The organism is Streptomyces sp. NPDC059866 (genome assembly GCF_042731325.1).
Lineage (GTDB): Bacteria > Actinomycetota > Actinomycetes > Streptomycetales > Streptomycetaceae > Streptomyces > Streptomyces flavusporus.
This window is the reverse complement of sequence record NZ_JBHWJT010000003.1, coordinates 73,648-100,562: the sequence shown is the minus strand read 5'-3', so window position 1 is coordinate 100,562 and position 26,915 is coordinate 73,648. Positions and strand designations below refer to the sequence as shown.

Genomic DNA, 26,915 nt, shown 5'->3' with positions numbered 1-26,915 from the left:
CGGGACGGGGACGACCTCCGCGACGGTGGCAGGCGGGGTGGCCACGGCCACGCACATCTACACGGATTCGGCGGGGAGCCCGTACACCATCACGGCAACCTACGGCGGGGACGCGAACTTCGCCGGGGACACCGCGACGGACACTCAGACGGTGAACCAGGCCGCGACCACGGCGTCGGTGACGTCGGCGCCGGATCCGTCGGTGGTCGGCGAGGAGGTGACGGTGACGGCGACGGTGGCCGTGGACGCTCCGGGTGCGGGGACGCCGACGGGGACGGTCGTCTTCGACTTCGGCGACGGGACGGGGACGACCTCCGCGACGGTGGCAGGCGGGGTGGCCACGGCCACGCACATCTACACGGATTCGGCGGGGAGCCCGTACACCATCACGGCGACCTACGGCGGGGATGCGAACTTCGCCGGGGACACTGCGACGGACACCCAGGTGGTCGACGCCGCCTAGCAACCCACGCCGGGCCGACGTCGCCGTGGGCGGTCAGCCGCCCGCGGCGGCGTTCAGCTCGTCGGCGACGGCGTTGACCGGCCGTGGGGTGCCCGTCAGGTCGAGGACGAACAGTGCGATGCCGAGGGCGTCCGCGCGTGCGCGGGCGTCCTCGGCGTATCCGCAGACGGAGAAGTACACACAGTCCGCCGACTCCGTCATGGCCGTGAGCCACAGGCACTCCACGTCGCGGAGGGTGGCCGGGCGCGCCGACGGATCGACCTGGGCCAGCAGGCCGGGGGCGGCGAGCCCGATGCCGGACGGGGGTCGCTGGTCGGCGCGGCGGAGGTCCCGGTGGCCGAGCCGGCGGAGGTGGAGGGCGGCGGCGGTGACGGCGTCGAGGGCGATACGGATGGTCACCGAGCCCTCGGCGGGGCGTGGGGCGGTGCCCGCCCTCGCGACCGGGATCCGCAGCACCGTCCCGCAGGGGCAGCCCAGTTCCGGGCGCGGCCACTGACCGGCGCGGTCACAGGCGGGACAGCGTACGGTGACCCACTCGTCGTCCCAGGAGCGGTGGGTGACGGGCGTCGGGGTGCCGTCCCGGTCGAGCGGAGCCGTCACGAACGCACCGCACGGGCACGGATAGGACGGCGCCGAGTAGAGATGCGCACGCCGACAGGCCGGACAGCGCACCGACACGCTCACGGACATGGACCCATCGTCCTTCAGCACACCCTTGCCTGTCCGCCGCTTCGTCCGTCTCTTGACGGGCCGCGGCCGCCGACCTACATTACTTCCAGATAGTAGAAGTTTAATTCCGAGATACGGAAAAATCTGGAAGTGCTCACCGCGGGGCGCGACGGGAGTGCGAATCCGACAGCCGAAGCTGGAGTACGAGATGGCTCGAATGACCGCTGCCCGCGCGGCAGTTGAGATCCTCAAACGCGAGGGCGTCGCCGACGCGTTCGGTGTCCCCGGTGCGGCGATCAACCCCTTCTACGCCGCGCTCAAGGCCTCCGGCGGCATCACCCACACCCTCGCCCGGCATGTCGAGGGCGCCTCGCACATGGCCGAGGGCTACACCCGCACCCACCCCGGCAACATCGGCGTCTGCATCGGCACGTCCGGCCCCGCCGGCACCGACATGATCACCGGCCTGTACTCCGCGACCGGCGACTCCATCCCGATCCTCTGCATCACCGGTCAGGCCCCCACCGCCGTGATCCACAAGGAGGACTTCCAGGCCGTCGACATCGCCTCCATCGCGGGGCCGGTGACCAAGATGGCGGTCACCGTCCTGGAGGCCGCGCAGGTCCCCGGCGTCTTCCAGCAGGCCTTCCATCTGATGCGCTCCGGCCGCCCCGGCCCGGTCCTGATCGACCTGCCGATCGACGTGCAGCTCACCGAGATCGAGTTCGACCCGGAGACGTACGAACCGCTCCCGGTCTACCGGCCCGCCGCGACCCGCGCCCAGATCGAGAAGGCGATCGGGATGCTGAACGCCGCCGAGCGGCCGCTGATCGTCGCCGGCGGCGGCATCATCAACGCCGATGCCGCCGAACTCCTCGTGGAGTTCGCCGAACTGACGGGCACTCCGGTGATCCCGACCCTGATGGGCTGGGGCGTCATCCCCGACGACCACGAGCTGAACGCCGGCATGGTCGGCCTGCAGACCTCGCACCGCTACGGCAACGCGACCTTCCTGGAGTCCGACTTCGTCCTCGGCATCGGCAACCGCTGGGCCAACCGCCACACCGGCAAGCTGGACGTCTACACGGCCGGGCGGAAGTTCGTCCACGTGGACATCGAGCCGACCCAGATCGGCAGGATCTTCGCCCCCGACTACGGCATCGCCTCCGACGCGAAGGCCGCACTGCGCCTCTTCGTCGAGGTGGCACGGGAGTTGAAGACGGCGGGCGCGCTGCCCGACCGCTCCGGCTGGGCCGCCGCCGCGCAGGAGAAGAAGGCGAAGCTTCAGCGCCGTACGCACTTCGACAACATCCCGATCAAACCGCAGCGCGTCTACGAGGAGATGAACAAGGCCTTCGGCCCGGAGACCCGGTATGTCACCACCATCGGACTCTCGCAGATCGCCGGCGCCCAGATGCTGCACGTCTACCGGCCGCGCCACTGGATCAACTGCGGACAGGCCGGCCCGCTCGGCTGGACCGTCCCGGCCGCGCTCGGCGTCGCCAAGGCCGACCCGGAGGCGTCCGTCGTCGCGCTGTCCGGGGACTACGACTTCCAGTTCATGCTCGAGGAGCTGGCGGTCGGGGCGCAGCACAAGATCCCGTACGTCCATGTCCTCGTCAACAACTCCTACCTCGGCCTGATCCGCCAGGCACAGCGGGCGTTCGAGATCGACTTCCAGGTCAACCTGGAGTTCGAGAACGTCAACTCGCCCGAACTGGGCGGCTACGGCGTCGACCACGTCAAGGTGGCCGAGGGCCTGGGCTGCAAGGCGATCCGGGTGACCGACCCGAACGAGCTGGGCGCGGCCTTCGAGGAGGCCAGGAAGCTGGCCGCCGAGTTCCAGGTCCCGGTCGTCGTGGAGGCGATCCTGGAGCGGATCACCAACATCTCGATGTCCACGACCAACGACATCGGCAACGTCGTGGAGTTCGAGGAGATCGCGACCGAGCCGGGGCACGCCCCGACGGCGATCAGGACGCTGAAGGCCTGACACGGCACGTCAGCCAGAGGGGCGGCCCGTCGGGGGACGGGCCGCCCCCTCTCGCGCGGTCAGTCCGAGCCGCCGCCCCCGCTGCCGCAGTAGTGGTGTCCGACGCCGCCCGTGCCGCCGCCCCGGGGGGATCCGTGGAACCCCTTGTCCGCCACCTTCGCCCGAGCGAGCAGGCCCGCCCGCAGGGCGAAGCGCGGGACGAGCGCCCGCAGGGCCGCCTCGCCGTGCAGCGCGACGAGGAGCAGCACGTCGTCGTCCGTCAGGCCGCGCCTGCCCGTGGGCAGGACGTGCCGCTCCCGCAGGGCCCGCACGTGGCGGCGGGCGGCGCGGGTCGGGCCGAGCAGCGGGTAGCGCAGCAGACCGGCCTCGGCCAGGGGGACGCGCATCAGGGCCACCGCCAGGCGCACGTCCGACCGTTTCACCAGCTTCCGCAGCCCGCAGGGTTCGTGGAGGGACGCGCGCACCGCGCTCTCCAGCGGTGGGAGCGGGGACGGCGGCTGCCCCGGGATCGCGTCGGCGATGACCGCCTCCCGCGCCCGTATCGTCCCCGGCCGGCCGGCCTCCGCCGCACCCCGCAGATGAAGGCCCACCACGGCCACCGTGACGGCGGCGCGAGGGCCGCCCCGCAGCAGTGCGATCTCGTGCGGCTGGAGCCGGATCGTCGTGTCCGCGTTCATGTCACACCCCCGATCCACGGGGCCCGCCACCCCCGTGCCGGCGGGTCCCGTGTGAGGGGTATCTGCCCGCGTCAGCACGGGGACGAAGCATCCCGGGGCGGGTTCAGAGGTTGATTTGAGGGTGCCGTAGCCGGCGTACGTCCCCTGACGTACACGCGTCATCCGGTGCCGGGCTGCTCGTGATGCTCCGACAGTCCGGGCCAGTCGTCCGGGCCGCCGCCCTGCCATTCGACGAGGTCGCTCTCCTCGACCTCGATCGTGTCCAGATCGGCCAGACGCAGGATCTCGACGACGTCGTCCAGGTGGGTGGCGATGCCGAGGGTCTCGTCGCCCGAGGTGACCCGGCGGGAGCCGTCGAGGGCAGGGGGATGCACGACGACGTGCGGGGGCTGTGTGGGGTGTGCCATGCCTCCAGGTTGCTGCGGGCGGGGGGAATCCGCACGTCAGCCGGGAGGGCGGCCGGGTGTGTGAGGTTGTGGCCGTCCGGCGGCGCGAGGCTGGGCGCGACAGGACGTTCGCGCCGCCGGACGGGGCCGGTGGGGCTGGGACCGCGGCGGTGCGACGGAACCGGGGCTCCTTCCCTCAGGTCGAGAAGGGAACCTCGGGACCTTCACCACCGCACTGGCTCGCACGCCGCCGCGGTCCTCGCCTTGCCCGCCTCGTCCGAGCGGCCACCCCTCATTCGGGTCGCTCGGCCTGGGCGGGCTGTGCGTCCGGATCCTGACCTCCCGTCAGATGCCGGACGCGGTCCATGTGGGTTCCGGGCGGCGCCGTCGCCTGGGCGCGACAGGACAGGTGTCGGCGTCGGCGCCGCCCGGAGGTCAGAGCTGAGCGCCGGAGAGGCGCTCGACCGCGCGCAGCAGCGCGGAGTGGTCCAAGCCGCCGTCGCCCTGCGTGCGCAGGGAGGCCACCAGCTGGGCGACCACCGCACCGACCGGCAGGGCCGCGCCGACGGTGCGGGCCGCGTCCGTGACGATCCCCATGTCCTTGTGGTGCAGGTCGATACGGAAGCCCGGCTTGAAGTCCCGGTTGAGGAAGTTGTCCTTCTTGCGGGTCAGTACGGTCGAGCCCGCGAGGCCGCCGTTCAGGACGTCCAGTGCCGCCTTCAGGTCCACGCCCGACTTCTCCAGGAAGACCACGGCCTCCGCGCACGCCTGGATGTTCACGGCGACGATCAGCTGGTTGGCGGCCTTCACGGTCTGGCCGGAGCCGTGCGGACCGCACAGCACGATGGTCCTGCCGAGCGCCTCGAAGATCGGCTTCGCCTGGTCGAAGTCGGCCTGCTCGCCGCCGACCATGATGGACAGCACGGCCTCGATGGCGCCGGCCTCACCGCCGGACACGGGGGCGTCCAGGACGCGGATGCCCTTGTCCTTCGCCGCGGCGGCCAGGTCGACCGACGTCCGGGGCGTGATCGAGGACATGTCGATCAGCAGGGCGCCGGACCGTGCGTTCCCGAGGATGCCGTCCGGGCCGTAGGCGATGGCCTCGACCTGCGGGGACGCGGGCACCATCGTGATGATCACGTCGACGTCCCGGACCGCCTCGGCGATGGAGGCGGCGGCGGTACCGCCGGCGGCGGCCAGCCGGTCCAGCTTCTCCTGCTCCAGGGTGTAGCCGGTGACGTCGTAGCCCGCCTTGATCAGGTTCTCGGACATGGGGGAGCCCATGATGCCGAGGCCGATCCAGGCGATCTTGGGGCGGTTGCTCATGATGGGAGTGCCTCTCTCACTGCATGTGCAATATCAGGGGTCAGCGGGACAGCCAGTCGAAGGCCTCGGCGCTCGGACGGTCGCCCGGCTTGTACTCGAGGCCGACCCAGCCGTCGTAACCCGCCTTCGTCAGCCGGCCGAGGAGGTCCTCGAGGGGCAGCGAGCCCGTGCCGGGCGCTCCGCGTCCCGGGTTGTCCGCGATCTGCACGTGGCCGGTCTTCGCCGCGTACTCCTCGATCACCGACGGCAGGTCCTCGCCGTTCATGGACAGGTGGTAGAGGTCCATGAGGAAGCGGGCGTTGCCCAGCCCCGTCGCGTCGTTGACCTTGTCGACGATGCCGACGGCGGTCGGCGCCGACACCAGCGGATACAGCGGCGACTCGGGCTTGTTCAGGGCCTCGATCAGCAGGATCGCGCCGATCCGGTCGGCGGCGCGGGCCGCGAGGACCAGGTTCTCCAACGCGAGGGCGTCCTGCTCGGCGGGGTCGACGCCCTCGACCCGGTTGCCGTAGAGCGCGTTGAGCGCCCTGCAGCCCAGGGAGGCGGCGAAGCCGGCGGCCACGTCGATGTTCGCGCGGAACCTCGCCGACTCCTCGCCGGGCAGGGACAGGGCGCCGCGGTCCGGGCCGGGGAGCTGTCCGGCGTAGAAGTTCAGGCCGGTGAGCCGGACGCCCGCGTCCTCGATCGCCTTCTTCAGGGCGTCGAGCTCGGACTGCTCGGGGGTGGGGGAGTCGACCCAGGGCCACCACAGCTCGACCGCGGTGAAACCGGCCGCGGCGGCCGCCGCCGGGCGCTCCAGGAGCGGGAGTTCCGTGAAGAGGATCGACAGGTTGACGGTGAAGCGCTGCTCTGTGAATCCCATGGGGTCGGCGCCCCCTTTCCTGCTATTTCGTATTGCGGAAATTTGTTTCTGCTTAATGGAAAGCCTGCCCGGGACGGCTGAGGGCTGTCAAGAGCGGCCGGCAAAAAAGGCGCCCCCGCGCGGAGGGCGCGGGGGCGTTGCGGAGGCGGTGGCTCAGAGGGCGTCGACGGCGCTCACCTTCCACCCCTCGGACGTGCGGGTCATTGTCATCCGCACCCGGTTCAGGTCCACCCGGGACCCGGTCACCTGGGTGCTCCTGGTCACCTGGTTGACGAAGAGCAGGACCACCGCCTCGTCCGCCGAGGCCGACACCACGGAGGCCGCCGCGGCACCGCCGGCCGGCTCCGCGACCGTCGCCTTCACCACCCCGTCGTACTTCTTCGCCGTCGGCCCGACCACCGTCCGCGTCGTCTTCCCGTACTCGTCGCGGAACGTGCCGGTGAGATGGGCGCGCGCCGCGGCGAAGTCACGGTCCAGATGCCGGTGGTCGTACGAGAGCACGACGGGCGCCGCCTTCCGCGCGGCCGAGAGCGCCTGCGCGCGTGCCTGCTCGGCCTGCACGCCCTCCCGGTAGTGCACGCCGAGTACGGCGACGGCGACCAGTCCCGCCACCAGCAGCACACACAGGATCGCGGTGCGCAGCCCCCGCCGGGAGCCGCGTACGGCCTCCATCGCCTCCAGGACGTCCTCGTCGAAGTCCTCCGGTGACGGCTCCGGCGGATCGTCCCAGCCGTCCGGGGGGTCGATGACGACGGTGCGTCCGGCGAGCGGCCTCAGCTCTGCGACGGCGGTCGCCGGGCCCCGCTCCGCACGTTCCGCGCGCTTGGCCGCCGCGCGGGCCGCGGCTGTCATCGTGCGCCGGGTCGGTGCACCTGAGCCGCGGCCTCGGGTGGTGGTTTTCGCCACGGTATTGCTCCTCACTGGGTGATACGGGGAGGGGATCAGCCCACGAACTCGACGTCGGAGGTCAGCCAGCGGCCACCTTCGTGGACGAGGTCGAGCTGCAGCCGGTAGGTGCGCGCCTCCCCCTTGGGCACGGCCGTGTTGGTCACCTTGCTGTCGGCGACCACGAGCACCCGGGCCGAGCGCTCGTCGGAGCGGACGATGCCCGCGTCGAGGACCTGGCCCTCGGACACGGACTTGTTCTGCGCGACGAGCTCGGTCAGCTCCTCGGTCTGCGCGGCGAACTCCTTCCTGAAGTCGCCGGTGGCCCCCTTGAGCACGTTGGCGCTGTCCCGGTCGTAGCGCCGGTAGTCGAGGGAGGTGAAGTTCAGCGCCGACTGCCGGGCCGCCGCCAGGATGTCCTGGCGGCGCTGCTCCGCCGCGCGCTGGTCGTGGAGCCGGCTGCTCAGCCAGAGCGCCGACGCCGTGCAGAGGACGGTCGCCACGACGAGCCCCAGGGACAGGGCCCTGGAGCGTCCGGCCCGGGTGAGAAGACTCCGGGTCGCCTGGATCACGCGCCCGCTCATGCCATCGGTCCGACGAGCAGCCATTGCCACGACTCCTTTCCGAAGACGGTCTGCTGGCCACCCGTCGAGCCGATCTCGACGGGCGTTCCGTCCGGGCCGGTGAACGTGCCGGTCTCCGGGTCGTACGGCGTGACGTACGCCGCCTGGTCGGTGGCCCCGCCCCGGGACGAGGCGCCCGGGGCGTTCTGCGCGCCGCGCACCGAGGTGGCGCTGCCGCGCGGGGCCGTGCAGCGCGCGTCGGTGTTCGCCTCGCGTGTGCTGGTGTCCGCCGGGTCGCGCCGGGTGGTGCCGTATCCCTGGGTGCAGGGCGGCGGGTCGTCGGCGTTCACCACCAGGCCGAAGTGGGTGGTGCCGTCGCCGGGGATGACGGTGTAGCTGCCCGCGACGACCACCGGGAAGGTGACCAGGGCCTGCTCCACGCCGGGCAGCCGGGCGAGCGTGACCTGCCCGCCGCTGATCAGGTTGGCCAGCAGGACCGACAGCCGCGGCTCGATCGACTTCAGCAGCGAGTTGAGCTCGACCGCCGCCGGTTGCGCGTTGCCGATGAGTTTGCGCAGGTCCCCGTCGCTCGACTTCAACTCCTCGGTGAGCAACGCCAGATCGTGCGAGAACGCCTTGATGGACGAGCCCTGGTCGGCCTGCGTCTTCAGCACCTTCCGGGAGTCCTCGATCAGCGAGATCGTCTCGGGAAGCGACTCCGACGCGGACTCGACGAGCGCGTTGCCGGAGTCGACCAGCCTGCTCAGGTGCGGTCCGGTGCCGGAGAAGGCCTTGCCCAGCTCGTCGACGGTGACCCGCAGATCGTCCTTGCCGACCGAGTCGACCAGCCGGTCGAGGCTGAGCACGAGGTCCGTCGTGGGCAGCGGAACGCGCGTGCGGCCGCGGGGGATCGTGCTGCCCTGAAGCAGATACGGCCCGCCGGAGGTACGCGGCTGGAGGTCGACGTACTGCTCGCCCACCGCCGAGCGGTTCGCCACCACCGCGAGGGTGTCCGCCGGGATGCGCGGCGTCCCGTCCTCGATGTCGAGCGAGACCGAGACCCCGCGGGCGCCGGTCAGCCGCAGTGCGCCGACCCGGCCCACCGGGACGCCGCGGTAGGTGACCTCGGCGCCGGTGAAGATGCCCCCGGAGTCGGCGAAGTCGGCCTGCACGGTGTAGCCGCGGCCGAGGACGCTGTCCACCAGGCCCGTGTACTCGGCGCCGACATAGGACACGCCGACGGCGGTGACGGTGGCGAAGGCGAGCAGTTGGGCCTTGACCGTACGTGTGATCACGGCTGTATCCCCTTCAGCATCAGCTCCGCGAGCTCGAGGTCGATCCCGGGCGGCAGACCCCGGTGGGTGCCGTATCCGGCGGTGCACACCGGCGGGCACAGCAGGTCACCGCCGGACGGTGCGGAGGGGGTGGCGGGCGCGTCGGGCAGACCCGGCGTGGGCGTGGGCAGGCTCGGCAGGTCGGGGAGATCGGGGACGTCGGGAAGGTCCGGAGGATCTGGAAGGTCCGGTGCGCTGGGGGTGTCGCCCTTGTCGTCCGGCTCCTCCGTCAGGTTGCCGTAGAGGCTCGCCAGATCGAGGTCCGCGGTGATGCTGAGGTTGACGTAGTCGCCCTTGATGGCGTCGACCGCGTTGCGCGGGAAGGGGTAAGTGGTGAGCAGCTCGAGGGAGTTGGGCAGGTCGTCGCCCGCCTTGTTGAGCTGTTGCAGGATCGGCCGCAGCTGCTTCAGGTTGGCGACCGTGTCGTCCCGGGACGCGTTGACCACCTTCGTGCCGGTCTTGCCCAGCTTCGACAGAGCGGTGAGCATCTTCGTCAGATCGCGCCGCTGGTCCGCGAGCACCTTGAGCGCGGGCGGCATCGTGTCCACGGCCTTGGCGATCGTCTTCTTCTCCTTCCCGAGCCGCTTGGCGAGCCGGTCGACGGCCTTGAGCGCACGGACGATGTCCCCCCGCTGCTCGTCCAGGCCGCCGAGGAACGTGTCCAGCTCCTTGAGCAGGGACCTGACCCGGTTCTCGCGGCCGTCCAGGGCCTTGTTCAGCTCCACGGTGATCGTCTTGAGCTGGGCCACCCCGCCGCCGTTGAGCAGCGCGGACAGGGCGGACAGCACCTCCTCGATCTCCGGGTTGCGGCCGCTGCGGCTGAGCGGGATGCGGTCGCCGTCGCGGAGCCGGCCCACGGGGGCGGTGCCGTGCGGGGCCGACAGGGCCACGTACTTCTCGCCGAGCATGCTGGTCTGCCGCAGCTCGGCGACCGCGTTGCCGGGCAGCTGCACCGAGTCGGCGACCCGCAGCCGTACGCGTGCGTGCCAGCCCTCCAGCTCCACCTTCTCGACGGCGCCGACGGTCACGTTGTCGACCTTGACGGCCGACTGCGGCACCAGGTCGAGGACGTCGCGGAACTCGACGGTGACGCGGTAGGCACGCCCGTCCGCGGCGGCGCCGCCGGGCAGCTCGACGTCGTACCAGCCGTTGAACTCACAGCCGGACAGCAGCAGCGAACCGACCGCCGCCCAGGCGATTGCACCGCCCTTGCGCAGCCCGCTCATGCCTCGCCCTCCAGGATTCCGCCGAGGGTCCGGTCGACCGTGCCCGACACCGCGGGCTCGCTCGGCACCTCGGGCAGCGAGTCGAAAAGCTTCTGCAGCTCCGCGCAGTCGGGGTTCTCGCCGCCCTCGTCGCCGGTCGTCCGCAGTACGGAGCACAGCAGGGCGGCCGGATCCTGCGGGTGCTGAGCGTTGTTGCGGGTGTCGAGGGTGCCGGAGGAGGCGTTGTAGGCGTTCTGCAGGTTCGACAGACCCGTGGGTGCGACCTCCAGCAGCTCCTCCAGCGCGGCGCGTTGGGTGACGAGCACCCTGGTCACCTTGCTGAGGCCCTTCACGTTCGAGGTCAGCGACTTCTTGTTCTTCTTCACGAACGCGGACACGTCGCCGAGCGCCGTGCCGAGGTTGCGCAGCGCCGCCGCGAGATCCTTGCGTTCCCCGGCGAGCTGTTCCGCCACCTTGGCGAGGCTGGTGTTGAACGACCGCACGCTCTTGTCGTCGGCCGCCAGCGCCGCCGTGAACACCTGCAGGTTCTGCACGGTGCCGAACAGGTCCCCGCGCCCGTCGGACAGCGTGGTGACCGCCTCCGAGAGGTCCTTCACGGTCTGGTGGATGTTCCCGCCCTGGCCCTGAAGGTTGTCCGCGCTCACCCCGAGCAGCCGCGACAGGGAGCCCTCCTTGCCGGCGCCCTCGGGGCCGAGTGCCTCGGCCGTGGTGTGCAGGCTGTCGAAGATCCGGTCCAGCTCGACCGGCACGGCCGTACGCGACTCGGGGATGACGGCGCCGTCCCGCAGCACCGGACCGCTCCGGTACACCGGCAGCAGTTGCACGTAACGGTCGCTGACCACCGAGGAGTTGATGATCGCGGCCTGTGCGTCGGCCGGCACCCTGCGCCCCTCGTCGTACTCCAGTTCCACCCGCACCCGGCCGCCCTCCGGCGTGATCGTCCGGACCTCGCCGATCCGGACCCCGAGAACGCGGACGTCCGAGCCGGGATAGATACCGACGGTGCGCGGGAAGTACGCGGTGACCTGCACCTTCTCGGAGCGGGGCCACAGCACGAAGGCGAGCCCGGCGACCAGGGCCAGCACGAGCAGCAGCGCCAGACGTTTCCTCATCACGAGCCTCCCGTGCGCGGCACCACCGGGGCGGCGACCAGGTTCTGGACATAGGAGTCGAACCAGCGGCCGTTGCCGAGGGTGTTGGTGAAGACCCGGACGTAGGGCGCGAGCAGCTGGACGCTGCGGTCCAGGCTCGACTGGTTGCGTTCGAGCATCTCGACCACGCGGTTCAGGCCCTTGAGCGCGGGGCCGATCTCCTTGTCGTTGTCCTCGACCAGCCCGGACAGCTCGACGCCGAGCGCGGCGGAGGACTTCAGCAGCTTGCTGATGGCCTTGCGCCGCTTGCTGATCTCCTTGAACAGCTTGTCGCCGTCGTCGACCAGGGCGGTGAAGTCCTCGGAGCGTTCGGCCAGTACGCCGGTGACCCCGTTGGCGTGGTCGAGGAGCTCACGCAGCGCCCTGTCGCGCGAGGCGACCGTCCGGGAGATCTTCGACAGGCCCTTGACGGACGCCCGCACCTCGGCGGGCGAGTCCTGGAAGGTGGTCGAGATGGTGTCCAGGGCCGTCGCCAGCCGGTCGGTGTCGACCTCCTCGGTCGTGGTGGTCAGATCACTGAACGCCTGCACCACGTCGTACGCCGGGACGGTCCGCGTCAGCGGGATCTCACTGCCGGGCGCCAGCTGACCCGGCCCCTTGGGGTGCAGCGCCAGGTACTTGGCGCCGAGGATCGTCTGCACCCGGATCGAGGCCCCGGTCGCGGTGCCGAAGTCCGGGTCGCCCTTGACCTTGAAGGTGACCTTGACATGGTCGCCGTCCAGGTCGACCTCCTCGACCTTGCCGACCTTGACCCCGGCGATCCGCACCTCGTCGCCGGGCTTGAGACCGCCCGCCTCCGCGAACGCCGCGCTGTACCGCTCGCCGCCGCCGATCACCGGAAGGGAGTCGGCGTTGAACGCCGCCACGGTCAGCAGCGCGAGGGTGGTCAGACCGACGGCGCCGATCGTCACGGGGTTGCGTTCACGGAAGGGAGGCAGGTGCGGAAGCCGGATGCGCGGCAGCCGCGGCGGGTCGATGCGCACCTTGACCAGCGGCTGGGGCCTTGGCTTCCTTCGCAGGGGGCGGATCATCCGGCGCACCTCGCCCTCGCCACATGCAGCTCCGGAGTGAGCACCTCACGTGTCTTCGGCAGCACGATCCGGCCGTCGAAGTCGCAGAGGTAGAAGTTGAACCACGAGCCGTAGGACGCCGTCCCGGTCAGCTCGCCCAGCTTGTTCGGCAGCCGCTTCAGCACGCCCTCCACGGTCTTCTCGTTCCTGTTCAGCGTTCCGGTGAGCTCGGTCAGCTCGGCGATGTCGTCCTTGAGCGGCGGGCGGGCGTCCGCGAGGAGTCCCGACGTCGCCTCCGTCAGGTCGCCGATGCTCACCAGCGACTTCCCGATGGGCTTGCGGTCGGCGGACAGCCCCGAGATCACCCGGCGCAACTGCTTGAGCAGCCCGGAGAAGCGGGCGCCGCGCTTGTCGAGCGTCTCCAGCACGGTGTTGAGGTTGTCGATCACGGAACCGATCAGCTGGTCGCGGCCGGCGAGTGTGGTGGTGAGCGACGCCGTGTGCGCGAGCAGGCTGTTGACCGTGCCGCCCTCGCCCTGAAGGGTCTTGATGATCTCGGTGGCGAGCTGGTTGACGTCCTGGGGGCTGAGTGCGGCGAACAGCGGCTTGAAGCCGTTCAGCAGCGCGTTCAGGTCCAGCGCGGGCTGCGTCCGCGACAGCGGGATCGTGGCGCCGGGCCGCAGCCGGGTGCCGTCGCCCGCACCCTCGGTCAGGGCGACGTACCGCTGCCCGACGAGGTTCCGGTAGCGGATGACCGCGCCGGTGCCGGTCAGCAGCGGGCGTTTCTCGGTCACCGTGAAGGTGACCTCCGCCCGGGTCCGGTCCTTGATCCGGATGCCCTCGACCTCACCGACCCGCACCCCGGCCACCCGGATGTCGTCGCCCTCCTCCAGGCCGGTGACGTCGCTGAACACCGCGCGATACGTGTCCTTGGGCGTGAAGGAGAGGTTGCCGATGGTGGCGGCCAGCAGGGCCGTCGCCAGGATCGTCACCAGCGCGAAGAGGCTGAACCTGATCAGCGGTCCGGCGGTCCGGCGCGCCTTCGTCGTGCCGCTGCTCATGCGACGCTCACCGCCGTCCCGCGTGCCATCGGCCCGAACAGCAGCGTCGTGACCGGCGGCACCTCGTCGACGGGCACGCCGAGCACGGGTGCCACGAGCGAGCCGACGGCGCGCTGCTCCGCCCGGGTACCGGACACCCCGGACGAACTCGCCGCGGTCGTACCGTCGTTGAGGTGGGGCTTGGGTCCGGGCACCGGAGGGTGGGGCATGTCGCGGCAGTTGGGCCCCGACCGCTCGCCGTAGCGGGGCTCCTCACCGGGTTCGTACGCCCCTTGCTGCCGCACCACTTCGAGCGTGATGCGCATCTTCCCGCCCCGGAACGCCTCCTCGGAGGCCTCCTCCTGCCGGACCAGGCCGTCCAGGAGGCAGGGGTACTCGGGCGAGTAGCGGGCGAACAGCTCCAGCGTGGGCCGGGAGACCCGGCCCAGGGTGATCAGCCGGTCGCCGTTCGCGGCGAGGAAGTCGTCCGCCGTGCGGGCGGTGGTCGTGGTCGAGGTGAGCGCTGCGGCCAACTGTTCCTTCTTCTCCACCAGAGTGCGGCTGGTCGTGACCGTGTTGCGGAGGATCTTCATCAGGTCGGGCGCCGCGTCGCCGTACACCTCGGCGACGTCCGCGAACCGCGCGATGTCCTCCTTCAGGGACGGCAGATGCGGGTTGAGCCTGCGCAGATAGGCCTCCACCCGCGTGAGGTTGTCGCCGATCCGGTCGCCGCGCCCCTCGAGGGCCGTGGCGAACGCGGAGAGCGTGGCGTTGAGTTCGCCCGGCTTCACGGTGCGCAGCAGCGGCAGCAGGTCGTTCATCAGCTGCTGGAGCTCGATGCCGACACGGGTGCGGTCCTGGGTGATGACGTCCCCGGCGCGGATCGCCCGGGCGGACGAGCCGGCGGGCACGACCAGATCGACGTACTTCTCGCCGAACAGCGTCTTGGGCAGCAGCCGTGCGTGCACATCGGCGGGGATGTACGCGACGTGCTCCGGCTTGAGCGCGATGTCGAGGGTCGCCTTCGTCCCGTCCGCGCGCACCTCACGCACCTCGCCGACCAGCAGCCCGCGCAGCTTGACGTCGGCACGCCGGTCGAGCTGGTTGCCCAGGCTGTCCGCCTCCAGCGTGATCCGCACCACCGGCGTGAACGCCTGCCGGTAGACGGCGACGGACAGGGACAACAGCAGGGCCAGCACGGCGAGGAACACCACGCCGTACACCCGCAGTCTCACCACTCTCACCCGGCTCACCGCGCTCACCCCGCTATCCGTACGGTCGTGTTGGCGCCCCAGATCGCGAGGCTCAGGAAGAAGTCCAGGACGTTGATCGCCACGATCGAGGTCCGCACGGCCCGCCCCACCGCGACGCCGACGCCCGCCGGGCCGCCGCTCGCGTAGTAGCCGTAGAAGCAGTGCACAAGGATGATCACGACGGCGAAGACCAGCACCTTGCCGAAGGACCAGAGCACGTCGACCGGGGGCAGGTACTGCTGGAAGTAGTGGTCGTAGGTGCCCGCCGACTGCCCGTAGTAGCCGGTGGTGATGGTGCGGGCGGCGAGGTACGAGGACAGCAGCCCGACCACGTACAGCGGGATCACGGCGACGAACCCGGCGATCATCCGGGTGGTCACCAGGAACGGCAGCGACGGCACCCCCATGACCTCCAGGGCGTCGGTCTCCTCGCTGATCCGCATCGCGCCGAGCTGTGCGGTGAACCCGGCGCCGACCGTCGCGGACAGTGCGAGCCCGGCCACCAGCGGGGCGATCTCACGGGTGTTGAAGTACGCCGACAGGAACGCCACGAAGTTGGAGGTGCCGAGCTGGTTGAGCGCGGCGTACCCCTGCAGTCCCACCTCGGTGCCGGTGAAGAACGACAGGAAGGCGATCACACCGACCGTGCCGCCCACCACGGCGAGCGCGCCCCGGCCGAAGCTGACCTCGGCGAGCAGCCGCAGGATCTCCTTCTTGTAGCGGCGCAGGGTCCGGCCCGTCCACGCCAGCGAGCGGCCGTAGAAGGAGAGCTGAGCGCCCAGGTCCTCGAGGGACTTCAGGGGGCGGTCGAGAAGTCTCATCGGCTAGCCCCTCTGCGGAACGACCTGGAAGTACACCGCGGTCATCACGAAGTTCGTCACGAACAGCAACATGAAGGTGATCACCACCGACTGGTTCACCGCGTCGCCCACGCCCTTCGGGCCGCCCTTCGCGGTGAGTCCCTTGTACGAGGCGACGATCGCCGCGATCGCGCCGAAGACGAGTGCCTTGATCTCGGCCGCCCACAGGTCGGACAGCTGGGCGAGGGTGGTGAAGGAGGCCAGATACGCGCCCGGTGTGCCGTCCTGCAGGACGACGTTGAAGAAGTAGCCGCCCGCCACCCCGACCACCGACACCAGGCCGTTGAGCAGCACCGCCACCAGCATCGAGGCCAGCACCCGCGGCACGACCAGCCGGTGGATGGGGTCGATGCCCAGCACCTGCATCGCGTCGATCTCCTCCCGGATCTTCCGCGCCCCGAGGTCCGCGCAGATCGCCGTCCCGCCGGCGCCCGCGATCAGCAGTGCCGTGACGATCGGCGAGGCCTCGCGCAGCACCGCGAGGACGGAGGCCGCGCCCGAGAACGACTGCGCGCCCAACTGCCGGGTCAGGCTGCCGATCTGCAGGGCGATGACCGCGCCGAAGGGGATGGAGACCAGGGCGGTCGGCAGGATCGTGACGCTGGCGATGAACCAGGCCTGCTGGATGAACTCCCGCACCTGGAACGGCCGTTTGGGGACGGTCCGCAGGACGTCCAGGGCCATCGCGAAGAGGCTGCCGGAGTGGCGCAGCGCGCCGACGGGGTTGAGGCTCATGCGCGTGCCACCTTCTCCTCCCGCTTGGCGATGGCCTGCCAGCGGGGCGGCCGGGAGATGCCGGGGCTGGGCAGCAGCCGGGGAGTGAGGTGCTCGGGGTCGGTGGTCTCGCCGATCTGGGCCAGTTCCTGCTCGACCTGGGCGGCGTCCTTCTCCTCCGCCATACCGATGGGCCCCTGCATCCGGCCGTTCAGGAACTGCCGTACGACGGGTTCGTCGCTGGTCAGCAGTTGGTCGCGGGGTCCGAACATCACCAGCTCGCGGCGGAACAGCAGCCCGATGTTGTCCGGGACCTGGCGGGCCGAGGCGATGTCATGGGTGACGATCAGGAAGGTTGCGTCGATCTGGGCGTTGAGGTCGACGATCAGCTGGTTGAGATACGCGACGCGCACCGGATCGAGCCCCGAGTCCGGCTCGTCGAACAGGATGATCTCCGGGTCGAGGACCAGCGCCCGCGCCAGCCCGGCGCGTTTGCGCATACCGCCGGAGATCTCCCCGGGCAGCTTCTCCTCGGCCCCGATCAGACCGACCATGTCCATCTTCTCGAGGACGATCCGCCGGATCTCGCTCTCCGGCTTGCGGGTGTGCTCGCGCAGCGGAAAGGCGATGTTGTCGTACAGGTTCATCGAGCCGAACAGCGCGCCGTCCTGGAACAGCACGCCGAACAGCTTCCGCACCTCGTACAGCTCGTGCTCACGCAGCTTGGTGATGTCCCGGCCGGCCACCCGGACCGAGCCGCGGTCCGGCCTGAGCAGTCCGACGAGCGTCTTGAGGAACACCGACTTGCCCGTGCCCGACGGGCCGAGCATGACCGAGACCTCCCCGGCGGGCAGCGTCAGCGAGACGTCCTGCCAGATGACCTGGTGACCGAAGGACTTGGTCAGCCCTTCCACACAGATCTCGACACCCATCCGGTCCACCCTTCGCCCGTGAAGTCACCGTGGAGCAGCTCCGACATCTGCTCTACGGGGAGGGGCGGGGCGTCCGTCGCGGCGGAAGCGAATTTTTTTGCGGACGGGTTTGAGAAGGGTTACGGCAGAGGGTCCACGGGTGCTTCGAGCGTGGCTGAAGCAGTGGGATCGTCCGGCACCTCGGGAAGTTCCGGCACGGCGGGCGGGAGGTCCTGCACCTCCGGGGCCGCGGAGATGCTCGGCAGTTCGGGCACGTCGGGCACGTCGGGTACGTCAGGCACCGAGGGCACCGCGGGTTCCGGCAGCTGAGGCCCCGAGGAGAGGGGGACCTCCGGCGGGGACGGCACGGACAGCGGCAGCAGCGGCCGGTCGCCGGGGGTCCGCGTTGCCTCAGGGGCGCCGGTCCTTGAAGCGGCCGGCACTTCACGCGCGTCCGGGGACGTCTCCCCGCCCTCGCTGTCCGCCCGCTGCCACGCCTCCGGGACCGGGGAGACGGAGGGCCGCGGCGCCGTGCCCTGCCCGTCCCAGTCGTGGACGTACGGCAGGACGAACCCCGCCACCGCCAGCGTCGCCGCCGTCCCGGCCACGGCCACGGCCTGCGCGTGCGAGGCCCCGCGCGGCCTGCCCCGGCCCCACAGGAACAGGGCGAGACCGAGCGTGCCGGCCAGCGAGTTGCGCAGTGTCCGGCGGGCCCGGGCCAGCAGCGACTCGACCGTCCGGTAGCTCAGGCCCATCCGCACGGCGACCTGGCCGACATCCAGGTCCTCGGACTTCAGCCGGAGCGCCTCCGCCTGGCGCGCGGGCAGCTCACTGCTGCGCACGGCCAGCCACCTGGCCTCGGCCCGGTCGCACACCGCCTCCTCGACCGGCACCGGACCGGGGGCGATCAGCGTCGGGCTGGTGCGCACCTCGGCCTCGCGGTTGACCTGCCGGTACCGGTCCACGCACAGCCGGATCGTCACCGTCGTCAGCCAGCCGGCCAGCCGCTCGTCGTCCAGGTCGGGGCGCTCGGCCGCGCGCAGCATCGCCTCGTGCACGGCGTCCTCGGCGTCCTCCAGGGACATCGATCTGCGGCGGGCCACCTTGAGCAGGTGCTCGCGGTGGCTCCACATACGTTCCCACCGGTCGTGGGCCGCCTGTATCTCCGCGGGCATGTCCGTCGTCGCCATCAGGGCCCCTTTGCGCTCACCCGCCGGTCATGTGCGCCCGGCGGGGGGCGACATTACCGCCCGGTAGTCGCGGTTGTGGAGGGGGCGGCGACCATGGGGTTCTTCTCGTTGCCGGGGAGCAGAGCCGTGCTGGGCAGCATGTCCTCGGCGGGCGGGGCGAGTTCGGGGTCGGGGAGCGGTACCAAGGGAGCCGCCGACGGTTCGGCGGACGGGGTGCTGTGCGTCGGCCGTGGCTCGGACGGGGTCGGGGAGGGGGACGGCGTACCGGAACCATCGCCCGCCGGGCGGGCACTCGGCGACGGCTCGCGCCGCACCGGCCGGCCGGCCTCGGGCTCCGGGCTCGCGCCGCCCGCCGCCACCGCGTCCGGCACCACCCGGTGCCCCTCCAGGAAGTACGCGAACCACGCCCGCACCGTCCGCAGATAGGCCCCGGAGTGGTTGTAGCCGAGGATCGCCGCGTCCAGGTCGCCCGGCACGGACAGGTCGCGTCCGCCGGCGCACAGGTAGCGCCCGGCGGCGAGCGCCGCGTCGAAGACGTTGTGCGGGTCGGCCCGGCCGTCCCCGTTGCCGTCGACGCCCCAGACCGCCCAGGTCGACGGGATGAACTGCATCGGGCCGACCGCGCGGTCGTACACCGTGTCCCCGTCGTACGCCCCCCCGTCGCTGTCCCGGATGAGGGCGAAGCCGACGCCGTCCAGCCGGGGGCCGCGGATCGGCGTCAGGGTCCTACCCTCCGCGTCCACCCGTCCGCCGCCCGCCTGCCCGGACTCCACCTGCCCGATGGCGGCCAGCAGCTGCCACCGCAGCCGGCAGCCGGGCGCGGAGTGCGCGAGCCGTGTCTCGGCCCGCCGGTAGGCGGCGAACACGCTCGCCGGGAGCGTGCCACCCGCCGGTGCTGTCTCGGCCTTCCGCACCCGCAGCGGAGGGAGTTCCATACGGAACGGCGTGTCCCCGGACACGCTGGGCCCGCGCCCGGCGGCCGGTTCCGCGGGCGCCGCCGCCCGCGCCGATGTCGTCCCAGGCGCCTGGGACGCGGTCAGCGCCGCCATGGCCGCCGCCGCGAGTGCCGTACCCCTGATACCTCTGACCCTGTGCCCTGCCACGTCTCGGTCCCCTCCCTGCGGTTTCTTCTCGTCTGCTCTACGGGGCAGGAAGCAGGGTCCGTCGCGGGAATCCGGCGCCAGCGAGGGCTGCCCGAAAATCCGTGCAGGGCTGAGCGCGTGCGAGGAGGCGAGTTCTGCGTGGTCTGTGCGGTCGGCGGAGCCGGGGTCCGACTCGGGGCACCTCAGGGAAACCGTCGGCTACTTCTTGGCGTCTTGCCTTCTGGGACGGAGGCCTTATGACGCAGGAGCCGAGTAACAGCAATGATCGTATGTCGAAGAATCTGGACGACGCGTTAGCCACACTCATGAGCGAACTCGTTCGAGCGGATGCCAAGGCCAACACCGTTCTCGCGCTGACCAGCTTAGGCCTGGTCTTCCTCGCCACACGTGGTGGCTACGACGCCCAACCGCCCGCCGTCCTGGCAGTGGGCGCTGCTGGGACCGCCTGCCTGCTGATCGCCACCGTGCTTCTGCTGATGACTGTCCGTCCCGTGCAGATCGACAATCCTGAACTGGAGGACTGGACGCGCTGGGCCACGTTGGAACCGGATGCGCTGGGTGAGCACATGCGGGCGGATCTGCGGGCCAAGAGAGTCGCCGCTCTGGCTCGCCTGGTGAGGGACAAGTTCCGGCGACTGCAGCATGGGGTCAACTTCATTCAGGCCGGAGTCGGCTTGCTGTTCACGGCCGCAGTCCTGTCCCTGCTTCTGTAGGACCGTAGCCCCACCTGGTCCGTTCACGGAGCCGCTGATGGGAGCTGAACCCGGCGCCATACACCCGTCCGGCAGCTGTGGCAGCCAGCCCGCTCTGGCGCCCTTCAAGACATCCCCGCCCCGGAGCCATCCGCGCCCCGCTGCCGTGGTGGCGCCCCCCTCGGCGCCGTGCTCCTGACCGGACGGAAGACGGTCCTCTACGACGCCATCCTCGCGCTGACCCCCTATTGCGACCCGGCCGTTCGTGAGGCGGCCTACCGCACGGCACGCCGCAACGCTGACGACGAGGCTCGCGCAGCCGTCACTGCAGACGCGGCCTTCCGTATCCGCGCAAGATCTCAGACAGGCGCTCGGAGGCGACGGATCGGGGCGCGGCCGTGGACGCAGGATTCGAGACGACCAGCCTGTGGGCCATGGCGCTGCGCGGGCGGCTGGTCACGTGCAGGGCGGAAGGAGGCCATGGTCGGTTAGGGTCGCCTCGTGGCGGACGAAGCGGCTCCGTCCCGGTGAAATTGATTGGCCTGGGGTGCGTCGCGGCTGTGAAGGAGCCGACTGATGCATCCTCCTTGTGCCCTGATGTGCCCTCACGGTGGGTGATCTGGGTAAAAGTGCAGGTCAGAGGCATTTTCTGGGGGCACAGTGCGACTGAGAGTGGAATTCACGACCGAGCCCTTCGACCTCGACGAGGCACCCGCGCACGCGCTGGTGGCCCGTGAGGTGGTGGAGGCGGCGGAGCTGGACGCGGTGGACGTCGGTCCGTTCGGCAACACCGCGGAGGGCGGGGCCGACGCCGTGCTCACCGCCGTGGACGCGCTGCTGCGCAAGACTCTGGAGGCGGGCGCCACCCGGGTCTCGCTCCAGGTCAACGTGATCGCGGAGGGCGAGAAGTGAGCGGGGACGAACCCTTCATCACGGCCGTGAAACCGCTGGTCGACGCGATGGGCGGCGAGATGCTCCCGCCGGACGAGGCCGGCCCCGACGACGTCGTGCTCTCCTGGGAGGGTGCCGATGTCGTCGCCGTACGCCTCCCGCAGCTCGCCGACTCCCTCGATCACATCCTTGCCGCCATGGAGCGCAAGAAGGGCAAGCCGCTGGCCGAGCTGGACCGCAAGTCCAAGCAGGAGGTCGTACGGATACTGGAGGCGCGGGGCGCCTTCTCCGTGCGGCACGGTGTGGAGACCGTGGCGAGCGCGCTCGGGGTGAGCCGCTTCACGGTCTACAACTACCTGAACCGCGAGAAGAACGTCTGAGGCAGCCTGCACGGGTTCCGTTACCGCGAATTTTCAACAAACTGTTGACGTCTCGTCGTCGCAGGGCGTTAGCTGTCGGCACGCCCGTTCAGTACGAAGGCCCTTCGCGGCCACGGAGGCTCCCGTGACGTCGAATTCCACGCCCCCGGGCCTGGCTCGGTTCAATGCCCTGGAGGAGCACGCGGCCTACGCCGTTCTCCACGAGGCGTGCGCCTCCACCGCATGGGCCAAGCGGCTGCTCGCCGCCCGCCCCTACGCCACCTCCGGCGACCTCTACGCCACCAGCGACGCCGCGATGGCCGAGCTGACCGCCGTGGACCTGGAAGAGGCGATGGCCGGGCACCCGCCGATCGGCCGCCCTGAGCCGGGCGACCCGACCTCGGCCCGGGAGCAGCGCGGCATGGCCGGCGCCTCCGACGAGCTCAAGGCGGAGATGCTCGAACTGAACCTGGCCTACCAGGAGAAGTTCGGCCATGTCTTCCTGATCTGCGCGACCGGCCGGACCGGTGAGCAGATGCGGGACGCGGTCAAGGAGCGGACCGGCAACTCGCCGGAGCGGGAGCGGGAGATCGTCCGCACCGAGCTGGGGAAGATCAACCGCATCCGACTGGCCAACCTCGTAGAGGAAGATCAGACATGAGCACGAGCACCACCGCCTCCGTGTCCACGCACATCCTGGACACCAGCATCGGCCGCCCCGCCGAGGGTGTCGCCGTGCACCTCTCCGCCCGTAGCGGCCGGGAAGCGGACTGGCAGGCGCTCGGCGGCTCCGCGACCGACGTGGACGGGCGGTGCAAGGACCTGCCGGCGCTGCCGGAGGGCACTACACATGTGCGGCTCGACTTCGCCGTCGAACCGTACTTCGAGAAGTTCGCGAAGAAGCAAGCCGATGCGCAGCAGGACGCCCCCGCGAATCGGGACAGCGGTGCCGTGTTCTTTCCGGAGGTGATCATCACCTTCGCCGTGAAGGCCGGCGAGCACTACCACGTACCGCTGCTGCTCAACCCGTTCGGCTACTCCGTATACCGAGGGAGCTAGCAGACACCATGACCGACATTTCCCGCCCTGCCCGCCCTGTGATTCTGGGACAGAACCAGTACGGCAAGGCCGAGAACCGAGTCGTCAAGATCACGCGGGACGGCGCCACCCACCACATCAGGGACCTGAACGTGTCCGTGTCGCTCTCCGGCGACATGGACGAGGTCCACTACTCCGGCTCGAACGCCAACGTCCTGCCGACGGACACCACCAAGAACACGGTGTACGCCTTCGCCAAGGAGCACGGCATCGAGTCCGCCGAGCAGTTCGGCATCCACCTGGCCCGGCACTTCGTGACCTCGCAGGAGCCGATCAGGACGGCCCGTATCCGCATCGAGGAGTACGCCTGGGAGCGGATCGACAACTCCGGGAAGGGAGAGCACTCGTTCGTCCGCAAGGGCCAGGAGACCCGGCTCACCCAGATCACGTTCGACGGCTCGTCGTGGGAGGTCGTCTCCGGTCTCAAGGACCTGACCGTCATGAACTCGACCGACTCCGAGTTCTGGGGTTACGTCAAGGACAAGTACACGACCCTCCCCGAGGCGTACGACCGCATCCTGGCCACGTCCGTCTCCGCCCGCTGGCGCTTCAACTGGTCGGCCGACGAGCAGGAGATGCCCGACTGGGACACGTCCTACGAGGAGGCCAGGACGCACCTGCTCCAGGCCTTCGCCGAGACGTACTCACTGTCGCTGCAGCAGACCCTGTACCAGATGGGCGCGCGCATCATCGACAACCGCAGCGAGATCGACGAGGTCCGCTTCTCCCTCCCGAACAAGCACCACTTCCTCGTCGACCTGGAGCCGTTCGGGCTGAAGAACGACAACGAGGTGTACTTCGCCGCCGACCGTCCGTACGGCCTGATCGAGGGCACGATCCTGCGGGACGGCTGTGAGGCGAGGATCCCGGTGGACCTCACCAACCTCTGATCAACTCCATATTTCGGCACCCGCGGCCGGGGGACACGGATCTCGGAAGGCTCCCGGCCGCGGCACTCAAAACTCCCAGGGTCCTGCCGTGCCCTCTCCACATCAGCGCAAAGGACGAACCATGGCAGCAGACCGGCGCATCGTCATCGAGAACTGTGCGATCGCGACCGTCGACACGAACGACACCGAGTACGCGAACGGTCACGTCGTCGTCGCCGGCAACCGCATCGAGGCGGTCGGCGCGGGCAAGGCCCCCGAGGGCCTGGAGAACGTCGTACGCCGTATCGACGCCACCGGGCACCTGGTCACCCCCGGCCTGGTCAACACCCACCACCACTTCTACCAGTGGATCACCCGGGGCCTGGCCACGGACCACAACCTCTTCAACTGGCTCGTCGCCCTCTACCCGACCTGGGCACGCATCGACGAGCCGATGGTGTACGCGGCGGCCCAGGGCTCGCTCGCGATGATGGCCCGCGGCGGCGTCACCACCGCCATGGACCACCACTACGTCTACCCGCACGACTCCGGCGACCTGTCCGGCGCGATCATCCGCGCCGCCCGCGAGACGGGCGTCCGCTTCACCCTGGCCCGCGGCTCCATGGACCGCAGCGAGAAGGACGGCGGGCTGCCGCCGGACTTCGCCGTCGAGACCCTCGAGGGCGCGCTGGCCGCGACCGAGGAGACCGTCAACAAGCACCACGACGCCTCCTTCGACGCCATGACCCAGGTGGCCGTCGCGCCCTGCTCACCGTTCTCCGTCTCCACCGAACTTCTCCGGGAGGGCGCCGAGCTGGCCCGCCGTCTCGGCGTACGGCTGCACACCCACGGTTCGGAGACGGTCGAGGAGGAGAAGTTCTGCCACGAGCTGTTCGGCATGGGCCCGACCGACTACTTCGAGTCCACCGGCTGGCTCGGCGAGGACGTGTGGATGGCGCACTGCGTCCACATGAACGACTCCGACATCGCCGCCTTCGCCCGCACGAAGACGGGTGTCGCCCACTGCCCGTCGTCCAACGCACGCCTCGCGGCCGGCATCGCCCGCGTCCCCGACATGCTGGCGGCCGGCGTCCCGGTCGGCCTCGGCGTCGACGGCACCGCGTCCAACGAGTCCGGCGAGCTGCACACCGAGCTGCGCAACGCGCTGCTCATCAACCGCCTCGGCGCCCATCGCGAGGCCGCCCTGAACGCCCGGCAGGCGCTGCGGCTCGGGACGTACGGCGGCGCCCAAGTCCTGGGCCGTGCCGCGGAGATCGGCTCCCTGGAGCCGGGCAAGCTGGCCGACCTGGTGTTGTGGAAGCTGGACACGCTGGCCCACGCCTCGATCGCCGACCCGGTGACGGCGCTGGTCTTCGGGGCCGCCGCCCCGGTCACGGCCTCCTTCGTCAACGGCCGTCAGATCGTCGAGGACAACCGCCTGCTGCACGTCGACGAGGACACGATCGCGCGCTCGACGCGGGCGGAAGCGCAGCGCCTGGCGCAGATCTCGGCGCAGGCCTGATCGCCGTACTGAATCTCCTTACTGCATACGGCACTTGATCTCCGGACGGGAGGGACGGCTCCCGGCCGGCAGCCGTGGACCCGAGCGGGGTCCATGGCGGCCGTCTCCGGGGCGCGCGTCGGACGCGTGCGCCCCGGAACGGTCACCGTTCCCCTCCCTGAGAACGGGTCCGTCCTGGTCCCGCACGACCACACGCATCACCTCCATGAAACCCACGTCAACGCCGACGTGTCAGCCGCTCGGAGGAGCCGCCGTGTCCGATCAGCCAGTCGACGCGACCCACCCCGTCGACGAGAAACTCCCCGCCCTGAAAATGGCGACCACCGGCCTGCAGCACGTGGCCGCCATGTACGCGGGCGTCGTCGCCCCACCCCTGATCGTCGGCGCGGCCATAGGCCTGACCGCCACCGACCTGACCTTCCTCACCGGCGCCTGCCTGTTCACCGCGGGCCTGGCCACCTTCCTCCAAACCCTCGGCATCTGGAACATCGGCGCCCGGCTGCCGTTCGTCAACGGCGTCACCTTCGCGGGCGTCGCCCCGATGACCGCGATCGTCGCGTCCACCGAGGACAAGTCCGACGCGCTGCCGATCATCTTCGGCGCGGTGATCGTGGCGGGACTCCTCGGCTTCCTGGCCGCCCCCTTCTTCAGCAAGATGGTCCGCTTCTTCCCCCCGGTGGTCACCGGCACGGTCATCACGCTGATCGGCATCTCCCTCCTCCCCGTCGCCTTCGGCTGGGCGCAGGGCCCCAACCCGGCGGCGGACGACTACGGTTCGGCGACGAACCTGGGCCTGGCGGCCGGGACCCTGCTGATCGTGCTGCTCCTGCGCCGCTTCACCCGGGGCTTCGTCAAGCAGATCGCCGTGCTGCTCGGCCTGGTCGCCGGCACGCTGGTCGCCATCCCGTTCGGCGTCACGGACTTCGGCCCGGTGGCGGACGCGGACGTCATCGGCTTCCCGACCCCGTTCCACTTCGGCGCCCCGCAGTTCCAGCTCGCCGCGATCATCTCGCTGTGCGTGGTGATGGTGGTGTCGATGACCGAATCGACGGCCGACATGCTGGCGTTGGGCGAGATCGTCGAGCGCCCGGCCGACGAGAAGACCATCGCAGCGGGCCTGCGCGCCGACACGCTCGGCTCGGCGATCAGCCCCCTCTTCAACGGCTTCATGTGCAGCGCCTTCGCCCAGAACATCGGCCTGGTGGCGATGACGAAGATCCGCAGCAGGTACGTCGTCGCCACGGGCGGCGCCTTCCTCGTCCTGATGGGCCTGTGCCCGATGGCCGCCTCGCTCATCGCGGTCGTACCACGCCCGGTGCTCGGCGGCGCGGGCGTGGTCCTGTTCGGCTCGGTGGCCGCCAGCGGCATCCAGACCCTGGTCCGGGCCGGCCTGGACAAGGACAACAACGTCCTGATCGTCGCCGTGTCGCTGGCCGTCGGCATCATCCCGATCACGGCCCCGGAGTTCTACCACGCCTTCCCGGAGACGGCGACGATCGTCCTGGACTCGGGCATCTCGACGGGGTGTGTGGCGGCCGTCCTGCTGAACCTGGTCTTCAACCACCTGGGCAAAGGCCGGGATGCGCAGGACGTGACCCATCCGATGGAGGCGGGGGAGGAGATCACCGGGGCGGCGACGACCCGGGCCCCGGCCACTTCATGAGGTTGACGAACAGCTCGGCCTGCTCGACGGCGTCGTCCAGCGCGTGGTGCGTGTGGCGACGCCTCGACAGCAGCTCGCACGGCATCGTCCCCTTGGCCACCGCCCGCAGGGGCAGGCCCGCCTTCGTGGCGTACAGAGTCGGCCGCAGACGACAACGCCCCACCGGGCAGCATCACGACGCTGTTGGCGAATCCGCTGCGGCCAG

At 70.5% G+C, this 26,915-nt stretch carries 30 protein-coding genes; 11 read left to right on the top strand and 19 right to left on the bottom strand.

Annotated features, from left to right (window positions below; translation table 11 throughout):
• A partial coding sequence (locus ACFV7R_RS04930) for an Ig-like domain-containing protein (RefSeq protein ID WP_385259969.1) occupies window positions 1-463 on the top strand: 463 nt, incomplete at its 5' end.
• 33 nt (window positions 464-496) lie between these two features.
• Here ACFV7R_RS04930 and ACFV7R_RS04925 read toward each other — a convergent pair.
• On the bottom strand, window positions 497-1,153 hold the full coding sequence (locus tag ACFV7R_RS04925; protein WP_385259966.1) for a hypothetical protein: 657 nt from the start codon (window positions 1,151-1,153) through the stop codon (window positions 497-499).
• A gap of 187 nt (window positions 1,154-1,340) precedes the next feature.
• Between ACFV7R_RS04925 and gcl the strand changes: the two genes are divergently transcribed.
• Complete coding sequence (gene gcl, locus ACFV7R_RS04920) at window positions 1,341-3,125, top strand: glyoxylate carboligase (RefSeq protein ID WP_385259963.1); 1,785 nt, start codon at window positions 1,341-1,343, stop codon at window positions 3,123-3,125.
• Between the two features lie 59 nt (window positions 3,126-3,184).
• On the opposite strand, the gene ACFV7R_RS04915 is transcribed toward gcl, so the two are convergent.
• The 17 genes from ACFV7R_RS04915 to ACFV7R_RS04835 form a co-directional block, all read right to left on the bottom strand.
• Window positions 3,185-3,802: a TIGR04222 domain-containing membrane protein gene (locus tag ACFV7R_RS04915; protein WP_385259961.1), complete on the bottom strand. Its 618-nt coding sequence runs from the start codon at window positions 3,800-3,802 to the stop codon at window positions 3,185-3,187.
• 158 nt (window positions 3,803-3,960) lie between these two features.
• Window positions 3,961-4,209, bottom strand: a complete 249-nt coding sequence (locus ACFV7R_RS04910; protein ID WP_385259960.1) for a hypothetical protein — start codon at window positions 4,207-4,209, stop codon at window positions 3,961-3,963.
• A gap of 414 nt (window positions 4,210-4,623) precedes the next feature.
• Window positions 4,624-5,514: a 2-hydroxy-3-oxopropionate reductase gene (locus tag ACFV7R_RS04905; protein WP_385259959.1), complete on the bottom strand. Its 891-nt coding sequence runs from the start codon at window positions 5,512-5,514 to the stop codon at window positions 4,624-4,626.
• 40 nt (window positions 5,515-5,554) lie between these two features.
• Window positions 5,555-6,376: a TIM barrel protein gene (locus ACFV7R_RS04900; RefSeq protein ID WP_385259957.1), complete on the bottom strand. Its 822-nt coding sequence runs from the start codon at window positions 6,374-6,376 to the stop codon at window positions 5,555-5,557.
• A 153-nt stretch (window positions 6,377-6,529) separates the two neighbouring features.
• Window positions 6,530-7,282 (bottom strand): hypothetical protein, encoded by a 753-nt coding sequence (locus ACFV7R_RS04895; RefSeq protein WP_385259956.1) that lies wholly within the window; start codon window positions 7,280-7,282, stop codon window positions 6,530-6,532.
• 35 nt (window positions 7,283-7,317) lie between these two features.
• Entirely contained in the window at window positions 7,318-7,869 is a 552-nt protein-coding gene (locus ACFV7R_RS04890; RefSeq protein ID WP_385259954.1) for a hypothetical protein, read from the bottom strand.
• The gene (locus ACFV7R_RS04885; protein WP_385259952.1) at window positions 7,842-9,119 is read right to left on the bottom strand and encodes an MCE family protein; all 1,278 of its coding nucleotides are present in this window, start codon (window positions 9,117-9,119) and stop codon (window positions 7,842-7,844) included. The genes ACFV7R_RS04890 and ACFV7R_RS04885 overlap by 28 nt, the downstream gene beginning before the upstream one ends.
• Window positions 9,116-10,384: an MCE family protein gene (locus tag ACFV7R_RS04880; RefSeq protein ID WP_385259949.1), complete on the bottom strand. Its 1,269-nt coding sequence runs from the start codon at window positions 10,382-10,384 to the stop codon at window positions 9,116-9,118. The genes ACFV7R_RS04885 and ACFV7R_RS04880 overlap by 4 nt, the downstream gene beginning before the upstream one ends.
• The gene (locus ACFV7R_RS04875) at window positions 10,381-11,496 is read right to left on the bottom strand and encodes an MCE family protein (protein ID WP_385259946.1); all 1,116 of its coding nucleotides are present in this window, start codon (window positions 11,494-11,496) and stop codon (window positions 10,381-10,383) included. Before ACFV7R_RS04875 ends, ACFV7R_RS04880 begins: the two co-directional genes overlap by 4 nt.
• Window positions 11,496-12,473 (bottom strand): MCE family protein, encoded by a 978-nt coding sequence (locus ACFV7R_RS04870; protein WP_385260562.1) that lies wholly within the window; start codon window positions 12,471-12,473, stop codon window positions 11,496-11,498. Before ACFV7R_RS04870 ends, ACFV7R_RS04875 begins: the two co-directional genes overlap by 1 nt.
• An 89-nt stretch (window positions 12,474-12,562) precedes the next feature.
• Window positions 12,563-13,606 carry an MCE family protein gene (locus ACFV7R_RS04865; protein WP_385259943.1) on the bottom strand — a complete coding sequence of 348 codons (1,044 nt, stop codon included), beginning with the start codon at window positions 13,604-13,606 and terminating at the stop codon, window positions 12,563-12,565.
• Window positions 13,603-14,829: an MCE family protein gene (locus ACFV7R_RS04860; protein WP_385260560.1), complete on the bottom strand. Its 1,227-nt coding sequence runs from the start codon at window positions 14,827-14,829 to the stop codon at window positions 13,603-13,605. Before ACFV7R_RS04860 ends, ACFV7R_RS04865 begins: the two co-directional genes overlap by 4 nt.
• 14 nt (window positions 14,830-14,843) lie before the next feature.
• Window positions 14,844-15,659 carry an ABC transporter permease gene (locus ACFV7R_RS04855; protein WP_224739830.1) on the bottom strand — a complete coding sequence of 272 codons (816 nt, stop codon included), beginning with the start codon at window positions 15,657-15,659 and terminating at the stop codon, window positions 14,844-14,846.
• A gap of 3 nt (window positions 15,660-15,662) precedes the next feature.
• A complete protein-coding gene (locus ACFV7R_RS04850) occupies window positions 15,663-16,433 on the bottom strand; it encodes an MlaE family ABC transporter permease (RefSeq protein ID WP_385259940.1) in 771 nt (256 codons plus the stop codon).
• The gene (locus tag ACFV7R_RS04845; protein WP_385259939.1) at window positions 16,430-17,344 is read right to left on the bottom strand and encodes an ABC transporter ATP-binding protein; all 915 of its coding nucleotides are present in this window, start codon (window positions 17,342-17,344) and stop codon (window positions 16,430-16,432) included. Before ACFV7R_RS04845 ends, ACFV7R_RS04850 begins: the two co-directional genes overlap by 4 nt.
• 119 nt (window positions 17,345-17,463) lie before the next feature.
• Complete coding sequence (locus ACFV7R_RS04840; protein ID WP_385259936.1) at window positions 17,464-18,513, bottom strand: sigma-70 family RNA polymerase sigma factor; 1,050 nt, start codon at window positions 18,511-18,513, stop codon at window positions 17,464-17,466.
• A gap of 53 nt (window positions 18,514-18,566) precedes the next feature.
• Window positions 18,567-19,448: a lytic transglycosylase domain-containing protein gene (locus ACFV7R_RS04835; protein ID WP_385259934.1), complete on the bottom strand. Its 882-nt coding sequence runs from the start codon at window positions 19,446-19,448 to the stop codon at window positions 18,567-18,569.
• A gap of 437 nt (window positions 19,449-19,885) precedes the next feature.
• Between ACFV7R_RS04835 and ACFV7R_RS04830 the strand changes: the two genes are divergently transcribed.
• The 9 genes from ACFV7R_RS04830 (at window position 19,886) to ACFV7R_RS04790 (ending at window position 26,710) form a co-directional block, all read left to right on the top strand.
• Window positions 19,886-20,329 (top strand): Pycsar system effector family protein, encoded by a 444-nt coding sequence (locus ACFV7R_RS04830; protein ID WP_385259933.1) that lies wholly within the window; start codon window positions 19,886-19,888, stop codon window positions 20,327-20,329.
• 168 nt (window positions 20,330-20,497) lie between these two features.
• Window positions 20,498-20,800 carry a DUF6545 domain-containing protein gene (locus tag ACFV7R_RS04825; protein WP_385259932.1) on the top strand — a complete coding sequence of 101 codons (303 nt, stop codon included), beginning with the start codon at window positions 20,498-20,500 and terminating at the stop codon, window positions 20,798-20,800.
• A gap of 168 nt (window positions 20,801-20,968) precedes the next feature.
• A complete protein-coding gene (locus tag ACFV7R_RS04820; RefSeq protein ID WP_385259930.1) occupies window positions 20,969-21,220 on the top strand; it encodes a hypothetical protein in 252 nt (83 codons plus the stop codon).
• 47 nt (window positions 21,221-21,267) lie between these two features.
• Window positions 21,268-21,579, top strand: coding sequence for a helix-turn-helix domain-containing protein (locus ACFV7R_RS04815; protein WP_129801528.1), 312 nt, complete (start codon window positions 21,268-21,270; stop codon window positions 21,577-21,579).
• 124 nt (window positions 21,580-21,703) lie between these two features.
• Entirely contained in the window at window positions 21,704-22,219 is a 516-nt protein-coding gene (gene uraD / locus ACFV7R_RS04810) for a 2-oxo-4-hydroxy-4-carboxy-5-ureidoimidazoline decarboxylase (protein WP_385259928.1), read from the top strand.
• Window positions 22,216-22,617 (top strand): hydroxyisourate hydrolase, encoded by a 402-nt coding sequence (gene uraH / locus ACFV7R_RS04805; RefSeq protein WP_385259926.1) that lies wholly within the window; start codon window positions 22,216-22,218, stop codon window positions 22,615-22,617. Before uraD ends, uraH begins: the two co-directional genes overlap by 4 nt.
• A gap of 8 nt (window positions 22,618-22,625) precedes the next feature.
• Complete coding sequence (gene pucL / locus ACFV7R_RS04800; RefSeq protein ID WP_385259924.1) at window positions 22,626-23,546, top strand: factor-independent urate hydroxylase; 921 nt, start codon at window positions 22,626-22,628, stop codon at window positions 23,544-23,546.
• Window positions 23,547-23,667: 121 nt separating this feature from the next.
• Window positions 23,668-25,047: an 8-oxoguanine deaminase gene (locus ACFV7R_RS04795; protein ID WP_385259921.1), complete on the top strand. Its 1,380-nt coding sequence runs from the start codon at window positions 23,668-23,670 to the stop codon at window positions 25,045-25,047.
• 205 nt (window positions 25,048-25,252) lie between these two features.
• Window positions 25,253-26,710 carry a nucleobase:cation symporter-2 family protein gene (locus tag ACFV7R_RS04790; protein WP_385259918.1) on the top strand — a complete coding sequence of 486 codons (1,458 nt, stop codon included), beginning with the start codon at window positions 25,253-25,255 and terminating at the stop codon, window positions 26,708-26,710.
• Here ACFV7R_RS04790 and ACFV7R_RS04785 read toward each other — a convergent pair.
• Entirely contained in the window at window positions 26,670-26,873 is a 204-nt protein-coding gene (locus ACFV7R_RS04785; protein WP_385259916.1) for a hypothetical protein, read from the bottom strand. The two genes, ACFV7R_RS04790 and ACFV7R_RS04785, sit on opposite strands and share 41 nt — an antisense overlap.
• Between the last annotated feature and the right edge of the window lie 42 nt (window positions 26,874-26,915).

What these genes read in the sequence shown, in the direction of transcription:
- ACFV7R_RS04815 (WP_129801528.1), top strand. Translation starts at nt 21,268, where the DNA reads ATGGGCGGCGAGATGCTCCCGCCGGACGAGGCCGGCCCCGACGACGTC.
- ACFV7R_RS04910 (WP_385259960.1), bottom strand. Translation starts at nt 4,209, where the DNA reads ATGGCACACCCCACACAGCCCCCGCACGTCGTCGTGCATCCCCCTGCC.
- pucL (WP_385259924.1), top strand. Translation starts at nt 22,626, where the DNA reads ATGACCGACATTTCCCGCCCTGCCCGCCCTGTGATTCTGGGACAGAAC.
- uraH (WP_385259926.1), top strand. Translation starts at nt 22,216, where the DNA reads ATGAGCACGAGCACCACCGCCTCCGTGTCCACGCACATCCTGGACACC.
- ACFV7R_RS04900 (WP_385259957.1), bottom strand. Translation starts at nt 6,376, where the DNA reads ATGGGATTCACAGAGCAGCGCTTCACCGTCAACCTGTCGATCCTCTTC.
- ACFV7R_RS04855 (WP_224739830.1), bottom strand. Translation starts at nt 15,659, where the DNA reads ATGAGACTTCTCGACCGCCCCCTGAAGTCCCTCGAGGACCTGGGCGCT.
- ACFV7R_RS04835 (WP_385259934.1), bottom strand. Translation starts at nt 19,448, where the DNA reads ATGGAACTCCCTCCGCTGCGGGTGCGGAAGGCCGAGACAGCACCGGCG.
- ACFV7R_RS04875 (WP_385259946.1), bottom strand. Translation starts at nt 11,496, where the DNA reads ATGAGGAAACGTCTGGCGCTGCTGCTCGTGCTGGCCCTGGTCGCCGGG.
- ACFV7R_RS04795 (WP_385259921.1), top strand. Translation starts at nt 23,668, where the DNA reads ATGGCAGCAGACCGGCGCATCGTCATCGAGAACTGTGCGATCGCGACC.
- ACFV7R_RS04925 (WP_385259966.1), bottom strand. Translation starts at nt 1,153, where the DNA reads ATGTCCGTGAGCGTGTCGGTGCGCTGTCCGGCCTGTCGGCGTGCGCAT.
- ACFV7R_RS04840 (WP_385259936.1), bottom strand. Translation starts at nt 18,513, where the DNA reads ATGGCGACGACGGACATGCCCGCGGAGATACAGGCGGCCCACGACCGG.
- ACFV7R_RS04850 (WP_385259940.1), bottom strand. Translation starts at nt 16,433, where the DNA reads ATGAGCCTCAACCCCGTCGGCGCGCTGCGCCACTCCGGCAGCCTCTTC.
- ACFV7R_RS04880 (WP_385259949.1), bottom strand. Translation starts at nt 10,384, where the DNA reads ATGAGCGGGCTGCGCAAGGGCGGTGCAATCGCCTGGGCGGCGGTCGGT.
- ACFV7R_RS04865 (WP_385259943.1), bottom strand. Translation starts at nt 13,606, where the DNA reads ATGAGCAGCGGCACGACGAAGGCGCGCCGGACCGCCGGACCGCTGATC.
- gcl (WP_385259963.1), top strand. Translation starts at nt 1,341, where the DNA reads ATGGCTCGAATGACCGCTGCCCGCGCGGCAGTTGAGATCCTCAAACGC.
- ACFV7R_RS04905 (WP_385259959.1), bottom strand. Translation starts at nt 5,514, where the DNA reads ATGAGCAACCGCCCCAAGATCGCCTGGATCGGCCTCGGCATCATGGGC.
- ACFV7R_RS04790 (WP_385259918.1), top strand. Translation starts at nt 25,253, where the DNA reads ATGAAACCCACGTCAACGCCGACGTGTCAGCCGCTCGGAGGAGCCGCC.
- ACFV7R_RS04890 (WP_385259954.1), bottom strand. Translation starts at nt 7,869, where the DNA reads ATGGCTGCTCGTCGGACCGATGGCATGAGCGGGCGCGTGATCCAGGCG.
- ACFV7R_RS04845 (WP_385259939.1), bottom strand. Translation starts at nt 17,344, where the DNA reads ATGGGTGTCGAGATCTGTGTGGAAGGGCTGACCAAGTCCTTCGGTCAC.
- ACFV7R_RS04915 (WP_385259961.1), bottom strand. Translation starts at nt 3,802, where the DNA reads ATGAACGCGGACACGACGATCCGGCTCCAGCCGCACGAGATCGCACTG.
- ACFV7R_RS04830 (WP_385259933.1), top strand. Translation starts at nt 19,886, where the DNA reads ATGTCGAAGAATCTGGACGACGCGTTAGCCACACTCATGAGCGAACTC.